The 16301-nt window shown below is 66.7% G+C and carries 12 protein-coding genes; all 12 read right to left on the reverse strand.

Annotated features, from left to right (window positions below; genetic code table 11):
- Window positions 1-146: 146 nt before the first annotated feature.
- Complete coding sequence (gene fusA / locus RZ84_RS16085; RefSeq protein WP_043264902.1) at window positions 147-2267, reverse strand: elongation factor G; 2121 nt, start codon at window positions 2265-2267, stop codon at window positions 147-149.
- A gap of 39 nt (window positions 2268-2306) precedes the next feature.
- Window positions 2307-2777, reverse strand: a complete 471-nt coding sequence (gene rpsG / locus RZ84_RS16090) for a 30S ribosomal protein S7 (RefSeq protein ID WP_004571813.1) — start codon at window positions 2775-2777, stop codon at window positions 2307-2309.
- A gap of 2 nt (window positions 2778-2779) precedes the next feature.
- The gene (gene rpsL / locus RZ84_RS16095; protein ID WP_003948652.1) at window positions 2780-3151 is read right to left on the reverse strand and encodes a 30S ribosomal protein S12; all 372 of its coding nucleotides are present in this window, start codon (window positions 3149-3151) and stop codon (window positions 2780-2782) included.
- 346 nt (window positions 3152-3497) lie between these two features.
- A complete protein-coding gene (locus RZ84_RS16100; RefSeq protein WP_043264903.1) occupies window positions 3498-3980 on the reverse strand; it encodes a DUF1707 and DUF4190 domain-containing protein in 483 nt (160 codons plus the stop codon).
- A 214-nt stretch (window positions 3981-4194) separates the two neighbouring features.
- Window positions 4195-8112 carry a DNA-directed RNA polymerase subunit beta' gene (locus tag RZ84_RS16105; RefSeq protein WP_043264904.1) on the reverse strand — a complete coding sequence of 1306 codons (3918 nt, stop codon included), beginning with the start codon at window positions 8110-8112 and terminating at the stop codon, window positions 4195-4197.
- Window positions 8113-8209: 97 nt separating this feature from the next.
- Complete coding sequence (gene rpoB / locus RZ84_RS16110; protein ID WP_043264905.1) at window positions 8210-11692, reverse strand: DNA-directed RNA polymerase subunit beta; 3483 nt, start codon at window positions 11690-11692, stop codon at window positions 8210-8212.
- Between the two features lie 628 nt (window positions 11693-12320).
- Complete coding sequence (gene rplL / locus RZ84_RS16115) at window positions 12321-12707, reverse strand: 50S ribosomal protein L7/L12 (protein WP_043264906.1); 387 nt, start codon at window positions 12705-12707, stop codon at window positions 12321-12323.
- 110 nt (window positions 12708-12817) lie between these two features.
- A complete protein-coding gene (gene rplJ, locus RZ84_RS16120; protein WP_043264907.1) occupies window positions 12818-13345 on the reverse strand; it encodes a 50S ribosomal protein L10 in 528 nt (175 codons plus the stop codon).
- 296 nt (window positions 13346-13641) lie between these two features.
- Window positions 13642-14493: an SCO4651 family lipoprotein gene (locus tag RZ84_RS16125; RefSeq protein WP_347232762.1), complete on the reverse strand. Its 852-nt coding sequence runs from the start codon at window positions 14491-14493 to the stop codon at window positions 13642-13644.
- Between the two features lie 193 nt (window positions 14494-14686).
- Window positions 14687-15403, reverse strand: a complete 717-nt coding sequence (gene rplA, locus RZ84_RS16130; protein WP_043264909.1) for a 50S ribosomal protein L1 — start codon at window positions 15401-15403, stop codon at window positions 14687-14689.
- A gap of 82 nt (window positions 15404-15485) precedes the next feature.
- On the reverse strand, window positions 15486-15920 hold the full coding sequence (gene rplK / locus RZ84_RS16135) for a 50S ribosomal protein L11 (protein ID WP_016571043.1): 435 nt from the start codon (window positions 15918-15920) through the stop codon (window positions 15486-15488).
- 165 nt (window positions 15921-16085) lie between these two features.
- Window positions 16086-16301 (reverse strand): transcription termination/antitermination protein NusG (locus tag RZ84_RS41185; RefSeq protein ID WP_347232763.1); only part of this gene is annotated, 216 nt, incomplete at its 5' end.

Genomic DNA, 16301 nt, shown 5'->3' on the forward strand with positions numbered 1-16301 from the left:
TGTGGAGTGGTTCTGTACGCCTTACTCATCGGCGCCAGGTGATCTTTGCTGGGGTGCCGGCTGCCGGGGCATCCTCACGGATCGCGGGGAATGCCCCAGCAGACGGTGTCAAGCCTAAAGCGTGTTCCGACTCTCGGGAGACGGAGCTACTCGCCCTTGGCCTTCGCGATGATCTCCTCGGCGACGTTCCGCGGAACCTCGGCGTAGGAGTCGAACTGCATCGAGTAGCTTGCGCGACCCGACGTCTTGCTGCGGAGGTCTCCGACGTAGCCGAACATCTCCGAGAGCGGAACCAGGCCCGTGACGAGCTTGGCGCCGGCGCGGTCCTCCATGGACTGGATCTGCCCACGGCGGGAGTTGATGTCGCCGATCACATCGCCCATGTAGTCCTCGGGCGTGGTGACCTCGACCTTCATCATTGGCTCGAGCAGGGCCGGGCTGGCCTTGCGGGCGGCCTCCTTGAAGGCCATCGAACCGGCGATCTTGAAGGCCATTTCCGACGAGTCGACCTCGTGGAAGGCACCGTCGAGAAGGATGACCTTGACGCCCGTGAGCGGGTAGCCGGCGAGGACACCGAACTCCATGGCCTCCTGGCAACCGGCGTCCACGGACGGGATGTACTCCCGCGGGATGCGGCCACCGGTGACCTTGTTCTCGAACTCGTAGCCATCGCCTTCGAGCGGCTCGAGGGCGATCTGGACCTTCGCGAACTGACCGGAACCACCGGTCTGCTTCTTGTGCGTGTAGTCCAGGCGCTCGACCGGCTTGCGCAGCGTCTCGCGGTACGCGACCTGCGGCTTGCCGACGTTGGCCTCGACCCGGAACTCACGCTTCATACGGTCGACCAGCACGTCGAGGTGCAGCTCGCCCATACCCGCGATGATGGTCTGGCCGGTCTCCTCGTCGGTGTGCACCTGGAACGAGGGGTCCTCTTCGGCGAGGCGCTGGATGGCGACACCCAGCTTCTCCTGGTCGCCCTTGGACTTGGGCTCGATGGCGACCTGGATGACCGGGGCCGGGAACTCCATCGACTCCAGGATCACCGGAGCGCTCGCGTCGCAGAGGGTCTCACCGGTGGTGGTCTGCTTCAGACCCATGACGGCGACGATGTCACCGGCACCCACCGACTCGATCTCCTCACGCTTGTTCGCGTGCATCCGGTAGATCTTGCCGATGCGCTCCTTCTTGCCCTTCACCGAGTTCTGCACCTGCGTGCCGGCCACGAGGCGGCCCGAGTACACCCGGATGAAGGTGAGCTTGCCCAGGTGGGGGTCGCTCGCGATCTTGAACGCCAGGGCGGACAGCGGCTCGTCCTCGGACGGCCGGCGCTTGACGATCTCCTCCGGGTCGTTGACCGCGTGGCCCTCGATGGCCTCGACGTCCAGCGGGGAGGGGAGGTAGCGCACGACCGCGTCGAGCAGGGGCTGCACGCCCTTGTTCTTGAACGCGGTACCGCAGAACACCGGGGTGACGGTGGTGTTCTCGGCCTTGCCGGAAGCGATCGTGATACGGCGGATCGCCGCGTACAGCTGCTCCTCGGTGGGCTCCTGGCCCTCCAGGTACAGCTCCATGATCTCTTCGTCGTTCTCGGCGACGACCTCGAGCAGCTTGCCGCGCCACTCGTCGGCGGCCTCGGCGTGGGTGGCCGGGATGTCGACGGTGTCGTACATCTCGCCCTTGGCGGCCTCGGCCGACCAGACCAGGGCCTTCATCTTCACGAGGTCGACGACGCCCTTGAAGTCCGCCTCGGTACCGATCGGCAGCTGCATGACGATCGGCACCGCGCCGAGGCGGTCGGTGATCATGTCGACGCAGCGGTGGAACTCGGCACCGGTGCGGTCGAGCTTGTTGACGAAGCAGATACGCGGCACGCCGTAGCGGTCCGCCTGACGCCAGACGGTCTCCGACTGCGGCTCGACACCGGCGACGCCGTCGAACACCGTCACCGCACCGTCCAGGACGCGCAGCGAGCGCTCCACCTCGACCGTGAAGTCGACGTGACCCGGGGTGTCGATGATGTTGATGGTGTTGTCGACGTTCTCCAGCGGCCAGTGGCAGGTCGTCGCGGCAGACGTGATCGTGATGCCGCGCTCCTGCTCCTGCTCCATCCAGTCCATCGTGGCAGCGCCGTCGTGGACCTCACCGATCTTGTACGAAACACCGGTGTAGAACAGGATCCGCTCGGTGGTGGTCGTCTTGCCCGCGTCGATGTGGGCCATGATCCCGATGTTGCGGACCTTGGCCAGGTCAAGCGAAGTGGTAGCCATAGTGGCTCAATCTTCTCTCGGTCTCGATGTGGGTTGCGACTACCAGCGGTAGTGCGCGAAGGCCTTGTTGGACTCGGCCATCTTGTGCGTGTCCTCACGCTTCTTGACCGAAGCGCCGAGGCCGTTGGAGGCGTCGAGCAGTTCGTTCATGAGGCGCTCGGTCATGGTCTTCTCGCGGCGGGCGCGGGAGTAGCCCACGAGCCAGCGGAGCGAGAGGGTGGCGGCGCGGCCGGGCTTGACCTCGACCGGGACCTGGTAGGTCGCGCCACCGACACGGCGGGACTTGACCTCAAGGGTCGGCTTGATGTTCTCCAGCGCGCGCTTCAGCGTGATGACCGGGTCGTTGCCGGTCTTCTCGCGCAGACCCTCCATGGCGCCGTAGACGATGCGCTCGGCGGTGGAGCGCTTGCCGTTCAGCAGAACCTTGTTGATGAGGGAGGTCACCAGAGGAGAGCCGTAGACCGGGTCGATGATGACCGGGCGCTTCGGGGCGGGGCCCTTACGAGGCATTCTTACTTCTCCTTCTTGGCGCCGTAGCGGCTGCGAGCCTGCTTGCGGTTCTTGACGCCCTGCGTGTCGAGGGAGCCGCGGATGATCTTGTACCGAACACCCGGCAGGTCCTTCACACGGCCGCCGCGCACGAGCACGATCGAGTGCTCCTGCAGGTTGTGGCCCTCACCCGGAATGTAAGCGGTGACCTCGATCCCGCTGGTCAGACGCACACGCGCGACCTTACGCAGGGCCGAGTTCGGCTTCTTCGGGGTGGTCGTGAACACACGCGTGCAGACGCCACGGCGCTGGGGGGAACCCTCGAGCGCGGGCGTCTTGTTCTTCTCGACCTTGTCCTGCCGGCCCTTGCGGACCAGCTGCTGGATCGTAGGCACCGTTTCTCCGGTTTCTGTGTGCCAGTCTCGGTAAAGCTAACCTGGAACATTCCCCGACCCACGAGGTCGGGTGTGTCGAATACTGCGGACCTGCCTCGCTGGAACGAGGGCGGCGGCAGATTGCGGTGTCAAAACCCGGCTTCCGCGCTGTCGGCACTCCCCGGCCGGAGATGGCGGGGGAAGGCACGCACGGCAGCCCAGGGACACCCCAGGCACAAGGTCAGAGCGTACCTACCGCATTGGCTGCGGTCAAAACAAATGCACACGCGAAGGACACGCCGGACTCCCCCGACGCTGCGGCCACCGTAGTGCGATCCACCGCCCTACGGAAGAAGGCACACAGCCCTCACGGCCGCACCGCGGCGACCAGCACCATCACCAGGATGAACAGCGCCCAGGCCCCGATCCCGAGCCAGCCCAGCACCAACCCGGCGACCGCCTGGCCGTCCCCGCGCTCACCGGTCCGCCGGATCTCGGCCCGCGCCTTGTGCCCCAGGATCACCGCCGGAATCGAGGTCGCTCCCCAGGTCACCGGCGCCAGCAGACCGCACACCAGCGAGCCGGTCGCGGAGCCGTTGGTGGGCTGCACCATCGGCATCTGCATCGGGAGGAACGTGGCCGGCACGGCCACCTGCCGCGGCGCGAACTGCGCCTGCGGCACCGGCCCTTGGGGCAGATCCGCGACCAGCATCTGCAACTCGGCGTGGGTCTGCGCCTGATACGCGCGCGCGATCCGCTGCTCGTACTCCGGCTGCCCGAGCCGGCCCTCCGCGAAGCCCGCCTTCAGGACATCGACCGCCCGCTCGCGATCGGCGTGCGAGGCACGCATGGCCGGCACCTGGTACGGATTCTGAGCAGGCTGTCCACCCTGCCACGGCTGGAACGCCATGTCGCGAACCTCCCCCCGCTCGACAGTTCTCCCCATCTTCTCATCACAGACGCAGCAATGGGAGGACGAGTTCCCTCGGCAGCACCGGAGGCCGAACGCCGCAGGGCGGCCACCCCGGAGGGTGGCCGCCCTGTTGCTGTTCCGCGGTGCGGGATTACTGGTTGTACGGACCGTAGTCGTAGTCCTCCAGCGGGACCGCCTGGCCGGAGCCGGTGCCGAAGGGCGAGTAGTCGATGTCGTCGTAACCGACGGCCGAGTACATCGCGGCCTTGGCCTCCTCGGTGGGCTCGACCCGGATGTTGCGGTAGCGGGACAGGCCCGTACCGGCCGGGATGAGCTTACCGATGATGACGTTCTCCTTGAGGCCGATCAGGGAGTCGGACTTGGCGTTGATCGCCGCGTCCGTCAGGACCCTGGTCGTCTCCTGGAAGGACGCCGCCGACAGCCAGGACTCGGTGGCCAGCGAAGCCTTGGTGATACCCATCAGCTGCGGACGGCCGGAGGCCGGGTGGCCGCCTTCCGCCACCACACGACGGTTCTCGCCCTCGAACTTCGTGCGCTCCACGAGCTCGCCCGGCAGCAGCTCCGCGTCGCCGGACTCGATGATCGTCACGCGGCGCAGCATCTGCCGGATGATGATCTCGATGTGCTTGTCGTGGATCGCCACGCCCTGGCTGTTGTAGACCTTCTGGACCTCGCCGACCAGGTGGACCTGGACGGCGCGCTGGCCGAGGATCCGCAGCACGTCGTGCGGGTTGATCGCGCCGACGGTCAGCGGCTGACCGACCTGGACGTGGTCGCCCTCGCCCACCAGCATCCGGGCGCGCTTGGAGACGCCGTACGACGTCTCGTCGCTGCCGTCGTCCGGCGTGACGATGACCTTCTTGGTCTTCTCGGTCTCCTCGATCCGGACGCGGCCGGCCGCCTCCGAGATCGGGGCGACGCCCTTGGGCGTACGGGCCTCGAAGAGCTCGACGACACGCGGCAGACCCAGGGTGATGTCGTCACCGGCCACACCACCGGTGTGGAAGGTACGCATCGTCAGCTGGGTGCCGGGCTCACCGATGGACTGGGCGGCGATGATGCCGACCGCCTCACCGATGTCGACCAGCTTGCCGGTGGCCAGCGAACGGCCGTAGCAGAAGGCGCAGGTACCGACCGCGGACTCGCAGGTCAGGACCGAACGGGTCTTGACCTCCTCGACGCCGTGCGCGACCAGCTGGTCGATGAGCACGTCACCGAGGTCGACGTTGGCCGGGGCGACGACCTTGCCGTCGACGACGACGTCCTCGGCCAGCATCCGCGCGTACACGGAGGACTCGACGTCGTCCGCCTTGCGCAGTACGCCGTCGGCGCCCTTCGCGGCGATCCGCAGCTTGAGACCGCGCTCGGTGCCGCAGTCCTCCTCGCGGATGATGACGTCCTGGGAGACGTCGACCAGACGACGGGTGAGGTAACCCGAGTCGGCGGTACGCAGGGCGGTGTCCGCCAGACCCTTACGGGCACCGTGCGTGGAGATGAAGTACTCCAGCACGGAGAGACCCTCACGGAACGACGCCTTGATGGGCCGCGGAATGGTCTCGTTCTTGGCGTTGGACACCAGACCACGCATACCCGCGATCTGACGCATCTGCATCATGTTTCCGCGAGCACCGGAGTCCACCATCATGAAGATGGGGTTGGTCTTCGGGAAGTTCTCGTTCATCGCCTCGGCAACCTCGTTGGTCGCCTTGGTCCAGATGTTGATGAGCTCCTGCGTGCGCTCGTCCTTGGTGATCAGACCGCGCTCGTACTGCTTCTGGACCTTCTCGTCCTGGGCCTCGTAGCCCGCGACGATCCCCTTCTTGGCCTCCGGCACGACGATGTCGGAGACGGCGACGGTGACGCCGGAACGGGTGGCCCAGTGGAAGCCGGCCGCCTTCAGGTTGTCGAGCGTCGCCGCCACGATGACCTTCGGGTAGCGCTCCGCCAGGTCGTTGACGATCGCGGAGAGCTGCTTCTTGCCCACCGAGTAGTCGACGAACGGGTAGTCCTCGGGCAGCAGCTCGTTGAAGAGCGCGCGGCCCAGGGTGGTGCGCAGCCGGAAGCTGTCGCCCTGCTGCCACTCGCCCGCGACGGAGGTGTCGGCCGCACCCTCCTCCGTGACCGGCGGGGTCCAGCCGCGGGGCGGAACCGTACCGATCGGGAAGCGGATGTCGACCTTGGCCTGGAGCGAGAGCTCGCGGGCGTCGAAGGCCATGATCGCCTCGGCGACCGAGCCGAAGGCCCGGCCCTCGCCCTTGACCTCGCGCTCCTCCTCGTCCGTGGTGAGGAAGAAGAGGCCGAGCACCATGTCCTGGGTCGGCATGGTGACCGGACGGCCGTCGGCCGGCTTGAGGATGTTGTTCGAGGACAGCATCAGGATGCGGGCCTCGGCCTGGGCCTCCGCGGACAGCGGCAGGTGCACGGCCATCTGGTCACCGTCGAAGTCCGCGTTGAACGCGGTGCAGACGAGCGGGTGGATCTGGATGGCCTTGCCCTCGACCAGCTGCGGCTCGAACGCCTGGATACCGAGGCGGTGCAGGGTGGGCGCACGGTTCAGCAGCACCGGGTGCTCGGCGATGACCTCTTCGAGGACGTCGTACACGACGGTGCGGCCACGCTCGACCATGCGCTTCGCGCTCTTGATGTTCTGCGCGTGGTTGAGGTCCACCAGGCGCTTCATCACGAAGGGCTTGAAGAGCTCCAGCGCCATGGCCTTCGGCAGACCGCACTGGTGCAGCTTGAGCTGCGGGCCGACGACGATGACGGAACGGGCCGAGTAGTCGACGCGCTTACCGAGCAGGTTCTGACGGAAGCGGCCCTGCTTGCCCTTGAGCATGTCGGACAGCGACTTCAGCGGACGGTTGCCGGGGCCCGTCACCGGGCGGCCACGGCGGCCGTTGTCGAAGAGCGCGTCCACGGCCTCCTGGAGCATGCGCTTCTCGTTGTTCACGATGATCTCGGGTGCGCCGAGGTCGAGAAGCCGCTTGAGGCGGTTGTTGCGGTTGATGACGCGGCGGTACAGGTCGTTCAGGTCGGAGGTCGCGAAGCGGCCACCGTCCAGCTGCACCATCGGACGCAGGTCCGGCGGGATCACCGGGATGCAGTCCAGCACCATGCCCTTGGGGCTGTTGCGGGTCTGCAGGAAGGCGGAGACGACCTTCAGGCGCTTGAGCGCACGGGTCTTCTTCTGGCCCTTGCCGGTCCGGATGATCTCGCGGAGGCGCTCGGCCTCCTCCTCCAGGTCGAAGGTCTCCAGGCGCTTCTGCAGCGCAGCGGCGCCCATGGAGCCGTCGAAGTACGTGCCGAAGCGGTCACGCAGCTCGCGGTAGAGGAGCTCGTCGCCCTCCAGGTCCTGGACCTTGAGGTTCTTGAAGCGGTTCCAGACCTCGTCGAGGCGGTCGATCTCGCGCTGCGCACGGTCGCGCAGCTGCTTCATCTCACGCTCGGCGCCCTCGCGCACCTTGCGGCGCACGTCCGCCTTGGCGCCCTCGGCCTCCAGCTCGGCCAGGTCGGTCTCGAGCTTCTTGGCGCGGGCCTCCAGGTCGGAGTCGCGGCGCTGCTCGATCTGCTGGCGCTCGACGGAGACATGGGCCTCCAGCGAGGGCAGGTCGCGCGTACGGCGCTCCTCGTCCACCCACGTGATCATGTAGGCGGCGAAGTAGATGACCTTCTCGAGGTCCTTGGGGGCGAGGTCCAGCAGGTAGCCCAGCCGGCTCGGCACACCCTTGAAGTACCAGATGTGGGTAACGGGAGCGGCCAGCTCGATGTGGCCCATCCGCTCACGGCGCACCTTGGCGCGAGTGACCTCGACGCCGCAGCGCTCGCAGATGATGCCCTTGAAGCGGACGCGCTTGTACTTACCGCAGTAGCACTCCCAGTCCCGGGTCGGACCGAAGATCTTCTCGCAGAAGAGTCCGTCCTTCTCGGGCTTGAGGGTGCGGTAGTTGATGGTCTCCGGCTTCTTGACCTCACCGTGGGACCACTGACGGATGTCGTCAGCGGTGGCGAGGCCGATCCGCAGCTCGTCGAAGAAGTTGACGTCGAGCACTATGCGTCAATCCCTCTCAGGGTCGTGTCTCTATGGTCTGAACGGGGTCCGGGGAGGGGCCGGGAGCTCCTGGGGCAGAAGCTCCCGGCCAGACCCGTCAGACCTCTTCGACGCTGCTCGGCTCGCGCCGGGACAGGTCGATGCCGAGCTCCTCCGCAGCGCGGAAGACGTCCTCGTCGGTGTCGCGCATCTCGATGGACATGCCGTCCGAGGACAGCACCTCCACGTTGAGGCACAGGGACTGCATCTCCTTGATGAGCACCTTGAAGGACTCGGGGATGCCGGGCTCGGGGATGTTCTCGCCCTTGACGATGGCCTCGTAGACCTTCACGCGGCCGGTCACGTCGTCGGACTTGATCGTCAGCAGCTCCTGGAGGGCGTACGCGGCGCCGTAAGCCTCCAGCGCCCACACCTCCATCTCACCGAACCGCTGGCCACCGAACTGGGCCTTACCACCCAGCGGCTGCTGGGTGATCATCGAGTACGGACCGGTCGAGCGGGCGTGCAGCTTGTCGTCGACCAGGTGGTGCAGCTTGAGGATGTACATGTACCCGACCGAGATCGGGTCCGGGAACGGCTCGCCGGAGCGGCCGTCGAACAGCTGGGCCTTGCCGGAGCCCTTGACCATCCGCTCGCCGTCGCGGTTGGGGAGCGTCGAGTCGAAGAGACCCGCGAGCTCGTCCTCGCGCGCACCGTCGAAGACCGGGGTCGCGACGTTGGTGCGCGGTGCGACGTCGTCGGCACCGATCGCCTGGAGCCGCTGCTGCCACTCCTCGGAGCCCTCGACCTTCCAGCCCTGGCTGGCGAGCCAGCCGAGGTGGATCTCCAGGACCTGTCCCGGGTTCATTCGGGACGGGACACCCAGCGGGTTGAGGATGATGTCGACCGGGGTGCCGTCCTCCAGGAACGGCATGTCCTCGACCGGCAGGATCTTCGAGATGACGCCCTTGTTGCCGTGGCGGCCGGCGAGCTTGTCACCGTCGGTGATCTTGCGCTTCTGCGCGACGTAGACGCGGACCAGCTGGTTCACGCCCGGGGGCAGCTCGTCGCCCTCCTCGCGGTCGAAGACGCGGACGCCGATGACCTTGCCGATCTCACCGTGCGGCACCTTCAGCGAGGTGTCGCGCACCTCGCGCGCCTTCTCGCCGAAGATCGCGCGGAGCAGGCGCTCCTCGGGGGTCAGCTCGGTCTCACCCTTGGGCGTCACCTTGCCGACGAGGATGTCGCCGGCGACGACCTCGGCACCGATCCGGATGATGCCGCGCTCGTCGAGGTCGGAGAGGACCTCCTCGGAGACGTTCGGGATGTCCCGGGTGATCTCCTCGGGGCCCAGCTTGGTGTCACGGGCGTCGACCTCGTGCTCCTCGATGTGGATCGAGGAGAGGACGTCGTCCTGCACGAGGCGCTGCGACAGGATGATCGCGTCCTCGTAGTTGTGGCCCTCCCACGGCATGAACGCGACGAGCAGGTTCTTGCCGAGCGCCATCTCGCCCTGGTCCGTGGACGGACCGTCGGCGAGGACCTGGCCCTCGACGACCCGCGCGCCCTCGTCCACGACGACCTTCTGGTTGAAGGAGGTGCCCTGGTTGGAGCGGGTGAACTTGGCGACGCGGTACGTGGTGTACGTGCCGTCGTCGTTGGCGACGGTGATGTAGTCCGCGGAGACCTCCTGGACCACACCGTCCTTCTCGGCCTTGATGACGTCGCCGGCGTCGACCGCGCAGCGGTACTCCATGCCGGTGCCGACCAGCGGCGACTCCGCCTTGATCAGCGGAACGGCCTGGCGCATCATGTTCGATCCCATGAGCGCGCGGTTGGCGTCGTCGTGCTCGAGGAACGGGATCATGGCGGTCGCGGCCGACACCATCTGGCGCGGCGAGACGTCCATGAAGTCCACCTCGTCGGCGGGGACGAGGTCGACCTCGCCGCCACGGCGGCGGACCAGCACACGCTGCTCGGCGAAACGCATGTCGTCGGTCAGCTTCGCGTTCGCCTGGGCGATCAGGAAGCGGTCCTCCTCGTCAGCGGTGAGGTAGTCCACCTCCTCCGTGACCTGGCCGTCGACGACCTTGCGGTACGGCGTCTCGATGAAGCCGAAGACGTTGACCCGGCCGTACGAGGCGAGCGAACCGATCAGACCGATGTTCGGGCCTTCGGGCGTCTCGATCGGGCACATGCGGCCGTAGTGCGAGGGGTGCACGTCACGGACGTCCAGACCGGCCCGCTCACGGGAGAGACCACCCGGGCCCAGCGCCGACAGGCGGCGCTTGTGGGTCAGACCCGACAGCGGGTTGGTCTGGTCCATGAACTGGGACAGCTGGCTGGTGCCGAAGAACTCCTTGATGGAGGCGACGACCGGCCGGATGTTGATCAGGGTCTGCGGCGTGATCGCCTCGACGTCCTGGGTGGTCATGCGCTCACGCACGACGCGCTCCATACGGGCGAGGCCCGTACGGACCTGGTTCTGGATCAGCTCGCCGACGTTGCGCAGGCGGCGGTTGCCGAAGTGGTCGATGTCGTCGGTCTCGACAACGATGGTGTTGCCGTTCTCGCCGATCGTCTCGGTCTCGCCGGCGTGCAGCTTGACCAGGTACTTGATCGTGGCGATGACGTCATCGGTGGTCAGCACGCCGGCGTCCAGCGGCTCGTCGCCGCCGAGCTTCTTGTTGACCTTGTAGCGGCCGACCTTGGCGAGGTCGTAGCGCTTGGGGTTGAAGTAGAGGTTCTCCAGCAGCGTCTGCGCGGCCTCGCGGGTCGGCGGCTCGCCCGGACGCAGCTTGCGGTAGATGTCGAGCAGCGCGTCGTCCTGGCCCTGGGTGTGGTCCTTCTCCAGGGTGGCGCGCATCGACTCGTACTCGCCGAACTCCTCCAGGATCTGCTCGGTCGTCCAACCGAGCGCCTTGAGCAGGACGGTCACGGACTGCTTGCGCTTGCGGTCGATACGCACACCGACCATGTCGCGCTTGTCGATCTCCATCTCCAGCCAGGCACCCCGGGACGGGATGATCTTGGCGGAGAAGATGTCCTTGTCGGACGTCTTGTCGATCGAGCTGTCGAAGTAGACGCCCGGCGAGCGGACCAGCTGCGAGACGACGACACGCTCGGTGCCGTTGATGCAGAAGGTGCCCTTGGGGGTCATGAGCGGGAAGTCGCCCATGAAGACCGTCTGGGACTTGATCTCGCCGGTCTCGTTGTTGGTGAACTCGGCGGTGACGAACAGCGGAGCCGCGTACGTGAAGTCGCGCTCCTTGCACTCGTCGATGGAGTTCTTCGGGGGCTCGAAGCGGTGGTCGCGGAACGTCAGCGACATCGACCCGGAGAAGTCTTCGATCGGGGAGATCTCTTCAAAGATCTCTTCGAGACCGGACTTGGTGGGTACTTCCTGCCCACTCTCCAGCGCAGCCTCGACGCGACCCTTCCATGCGGCATTGCCGAGCAGCCAGTCGAAGCTTTCGGTCTGCAGCGCAAGGAGGTTCGGAACCCCGAGGGGCTCCTTGATCTTCGCAAAAGAGATGCGCAGCGGGGCGGTGCTGTCGCCGTTGTTCGTATTGGCAGTCGAGGCGTTGCGCGAGGCGGCCAAGAGGGGGTCCTTCCGAGGGCTCGGACTCACTACGCGCGTACCGGTCCCGAATCGAGCAGACTGAGGGAAAGCCCAGGTCAGGGCGGTTCATTCAGCTTTGCTCGGGCTCGGGTATGCCCCTGGTGACGGGCAGGGAGCAGCTAACAGGCAGCGCAAAGGGTCAGTGTAGCCACTTGGCACACTGATGTCCAGAGCGAGTTTCCGGAGACCGGCACAGCACCGTGATACCGATCTTCTCCCTCCGGGAGGTCGTGCCCTCCGAACCGGAGGGACCCCTCGTTGTTCTTCTCTACGCCCAATGCCCTGCGCCTGCCGAAAGCCCTGCGCCAGTGGCGCACACCGATGCTTCCCTCTTCGTCGGCGATCCATGCCTCGAACCCTGGATCGCTTCTGCGTCGCGTCCCGAGAATTGCGCGCCGCGTCCGGTTCGTCAAGGCCCCCCACCTCAGGGAGATCGTCACATGGAGGCACGTCCGGACGACGAAGATCACCATACTCGCACTCCGGCGCGAGGCAATGCAGCCGTGGCTTGCACGACGAAGGGCGACCACCCGCATGGGTGATCGCCCTTCGCTGTGTCCGTGTACGCCCTCAGGCGCTCAGGACGTGAGTCGGAGACTCACCGGGGTCACTTGACCTCGACGGAGGCGCCGGCGCCCTTGAGGGACTCGGCGGCCTTGTCCGCGGCCTCCTTGGAGACCTTCTCGAGGACCGGCTTCGGGGTGCCGTCGACGAGGTCCTTGGCCTCCTTCAGGCCCAGGGAGGTCAGCTCACGCACGACCTTGATGACCTGGATCTTCTTGTCGCCGGCGCCGGTGAGGATGACGTCGAACTCGTCCTTCTCCTCCTCGGCGGCGGCCGGGGCACCCGGGGCACCGGCGGCGGCGACGGCGACGGCCGGAGCGGCGGCGGTGACGTCGAACTTCTCCTCGAACGCCTTCACGAACTCGGAGAGCTCGATGAGGGTCATCTCCTCGAACTGCGCGAGCAGGTCTTCCTGGCTGAGCTTCGCCATGATGGGCGATCCTTCCACTAAATCGGCTGGTGCCGGATGTACATGTCGGCGGGCGTACGTTGGGCCCGCTTCGACCGTCGCGTCAGGCGGCGGTCAATGTGCGAGCCGAATTACTCGGCACCGCCCTGCTCGGCCTGCTTGGCACGAAGCGCCTCCGCGGTGCGGACGAACTTCGAGGGAAGCGCCTGGAAGAGCGCGGCAGTCTGGGACTGCTTGCCCTTCATGGCGCCCGCCAGCTTGGCGAGCAGAACCTCGCGGGACTCGAGGTCCGCAAGCTTCTTGAACTCGTCGGCGGACAGCGCCTTGCCGTCAAGGACACCGCCCTTGATGACGAGAGCGGGGTTCTCCTTGGCGAAGTCACGAAGACCCTTCGCCGCCGTGACCGGGTCACCGGTCACGAAGGCGACAGCGGTCGAGCCCTTGAGATGCTCGTCCAGCTCGATCCCGGCCTCCTTGGCCGCGATCTTGGTCAGCGTGTTCTTCACCACACGGTACTGAGCGTTCTCGCCGAGAGAACGGCGGAGCTCCTTGAGCTGCGCCACAGTCAGTCCGGTGTAAGAAGTCACAACAGCTGCGTTGGCGTCACGGAGCTTCTCCGTGATCTCCGCAACGGCTGCGTTCTTGTCAGACGTCGCCATGAGCCTCGGCCTCCTTCCGGGTGATGAGGACCGCGCAGAAGGGGCTGGGCAAAACAAACGCCCCGGCGCAGGCGCACGGGGCGATACTCGACCGGGCTCACACCCGGGAGATCTTCCTCATTCACCTGCGCAGGCCGTCCGCAGCTAGCGGATCCTTCGGCCACCACACGCCCGATACCGGACGCGCAGAGACAACCAGCGGTCTTTGGCTTCCGGGACACCGTACGGGAGCGGCCCGCGCTCAGGCAAATCGGCCGCGGTGGGACGTCGCGGACGCCCCACCGCGGGCTTCCTCGTCAGGCGCCGGGCAGCGTCGTGGTGTCGCTCGCCGGCGGCGGGGTCACCGAGACCTTGGTGCCGTAGGCCGAGTAGAAGACCGTCGAGTCCGACGCGGTCTTGCCGTCCAGCTGCTCACGCTTCTTCACGAGCAGGTTGTCCGGGCCGATCCACAGGTCGATGGTCTCCTTCGTCGCACCGGCCTGCTGCAGCTGCGCCTGCAACGCCTTCAGGTCGGACTCGCTGAGGCTCTTGGCCTGCATCTTGGCCATCTCGGCCACGTCGACCGTGCCGGTGTAGTGGGTCGCCTGCACGCCGCGGACGTCCTCCTTGCCGGCCTGCTGGACCTTGCCGGAGGCGATGAGCAGGTCCACCGACTTGACCGGGTCGTTGTTCTGCATCGCGTCCTTGAGCACGGCGCCGGCCGGGCTCTTCTTGGCCAGGGTGTCGTAGTCGGCCTTGATCCAGTTTTTGCCGCCCATGGGCATGCCCATGTTCATGTACATCGTCTGCGGCGTGTAGATCGCCTTCGTGGTCTTGCCGCCCAGGGGGCCGCCGGACTGGGTGATGTCGACGGTCATGTTGATGCCGTTCGACCAGTCCATCGCGCCCTTCATCGTGCGCGTGGACGGACCCGCCTTCTGCGTGCCGTCGATCTTCGCGGACTTCTTGCCGCTGGTCTGCTGCGAGGCCGTCTTCAGCGAGGCCAGCGCGGCCTCCAGCGGAGACTTCGCCCCTGCTGCGTCACTGCCGCCACTGCTGCCGCTGCCACCGCCGGCGCCGTTGTTGGTGCCGCCGCCCTTACAGGCGGTCAGACCGGCCAGCATGACAACTCCCGCCGCCACGGCGGCGGCTATACGCGTGCTGCGCACTTGAGGCTCCCCCTTTGATTCCTTGATGGACCTCGCAGGGGACTGTAGTGCAGGCCACCGACAGGGCTTCCGGCAGGCCCTGATATGAACGCGTCAGGCCCGCGACCGGGAACGCGTCAGGCCCCGCTCTCCGTACGGAAAGCGGGGCCTGACGGCATGAATCACACGCGGTGCGGCGCGTCGATCAGGGAGATCAGACGGCCTCCTCCTCAACGAGGAGGTTGCGGGTGCGGTTGGGGTCGACCGGGACGCCGGGGCCCATCGTGGTGGTGATGGTCGTCTTCTTGATGTAACGGCCCTTGGCGGCCGACGGCTTGAGACGGGTGATCTCCTCAAGCGCGGCGGCGTAGTTCTCCACCAGCTTGGCCTCGTCGAAGGAGACCTTGCCGATGATGAAGTGGAGGTTCGCGTGCTTGTCCACGCGGAACTCGATCTTGCCGCCCTTGATGTCGGTGACGGCCTTGGCGACGTCCGGGGTGACGGTGCCGGTCTTCGGGTTCGGCATCAGACCACGGGGACCGAGCACGCGGCCGAGGCGACCGACCTTGCCCATGAGGTCCGGGGTGGCGACGACGGCGTCGAAGTCCAGACGGCCCTTGGAGACCTCGTCGATCAGTTCGTCCGAGCCGACGATGTCGGCGCCGGCGGCTTCCGCTGCCGCAGCACGGTCACCGGTCGCGAAGACCAGGACCCGGGCGGTCTTACCGGTGCCGTGCGGGAGGTTCACGGTGCCACGGACCATCTGGTCGGCCTTGCGCGGGTCGACGCCCAGACGCATGGCGACCTCGACGGTCGCGTCGAACTTGACGGACGCGGTGTCCTTGGCGAGACGGACGGCCTCGAGCGGGGCGTACAGACGCTCCCGGTCGATCTTCGCGTCCGCGTTGCGAAGAGTCTTGCTGCGCTTCACTTCTGCTCCTGATGCAGTGGGGTGGAGTCGTGGTACGGACCAGCGCCTGGTCCTGCCACGGGGTGCCTTGTAGGGCTGGGGCTCAGCCCTCGACCGTGATGCCCATGGAACGGGCGGTGCCGGCGATGATCTTCGACGCGGCGTCCAGGTCGTTGGCGTTCAGGTCGGGCATCTTGGTGGTGGCGATCTCGCGGACCTGCGCCTCGGTGATCTTGGCGACCTTGGTCTTGTGCGGCTCGCCGGAGCCCTTCTCCACGCCCGCGGCCTTCAGGATGAGCTTCGCGGCCGGCGGGGTCTTGGTGACGAAGGTGAAGGAACGGTCTTCGTAGACCGTGATCTCCACCGGCACGACCATGCCACGCTGCGACTCGGTCGCGGCGTTGTAGGCCTTGCAGAACTCCATGATGTTGACGCCGTGCTGACCCAGCGCGGGGCCGACCGGCGGGGCCGGGTTCGCGGCACCGGCCTGGATCTGGAGCTTGATAAGCCCCGTGACCTTCTTCTTCTTGGGAGGCATGCTCTCTCCGGGTCCTAGTGAGAGGTGGTTCGCCCCGCAATCCGGTCATCCGGATGGAGGCATACCGCACAACGATAACGGGTATGGTCGCGCGGCCAAAAACCGAGAGGTCAGACCGGTGGTGTGCCGGTCTGACCTGGTCGGTGGCTGGTGCTCCGGAAGAACCTAGTTCTTCTGGATCTGGTCGAAGCTGAGCTCGACCGGGGTCTCGCGGCCGAAGATCTCGACCAGGCCCTTGACCTTCTTCGAGTCGGCGTTGATCTCGTTGATCGTCGCCTGGAGCGTGGCGAACGGGCCGTCGGTGACGGTGACCGAGTCGCCCACCTCGAAGTCCAGGACCTGGACCTCGACCTTGCGGGACGGCGCCGGCTTTTTCTCTCC

The sequence above is a fragment of the Streptomyces sp. CT34 genome (assembly GCF_000805335.1).
Taxonomy (GTDB): domain Bacteria; phylum Actinomycetota; class Actinomycetes; order Streptomycetales; family Streptomycetaceae; genus Streptomyces.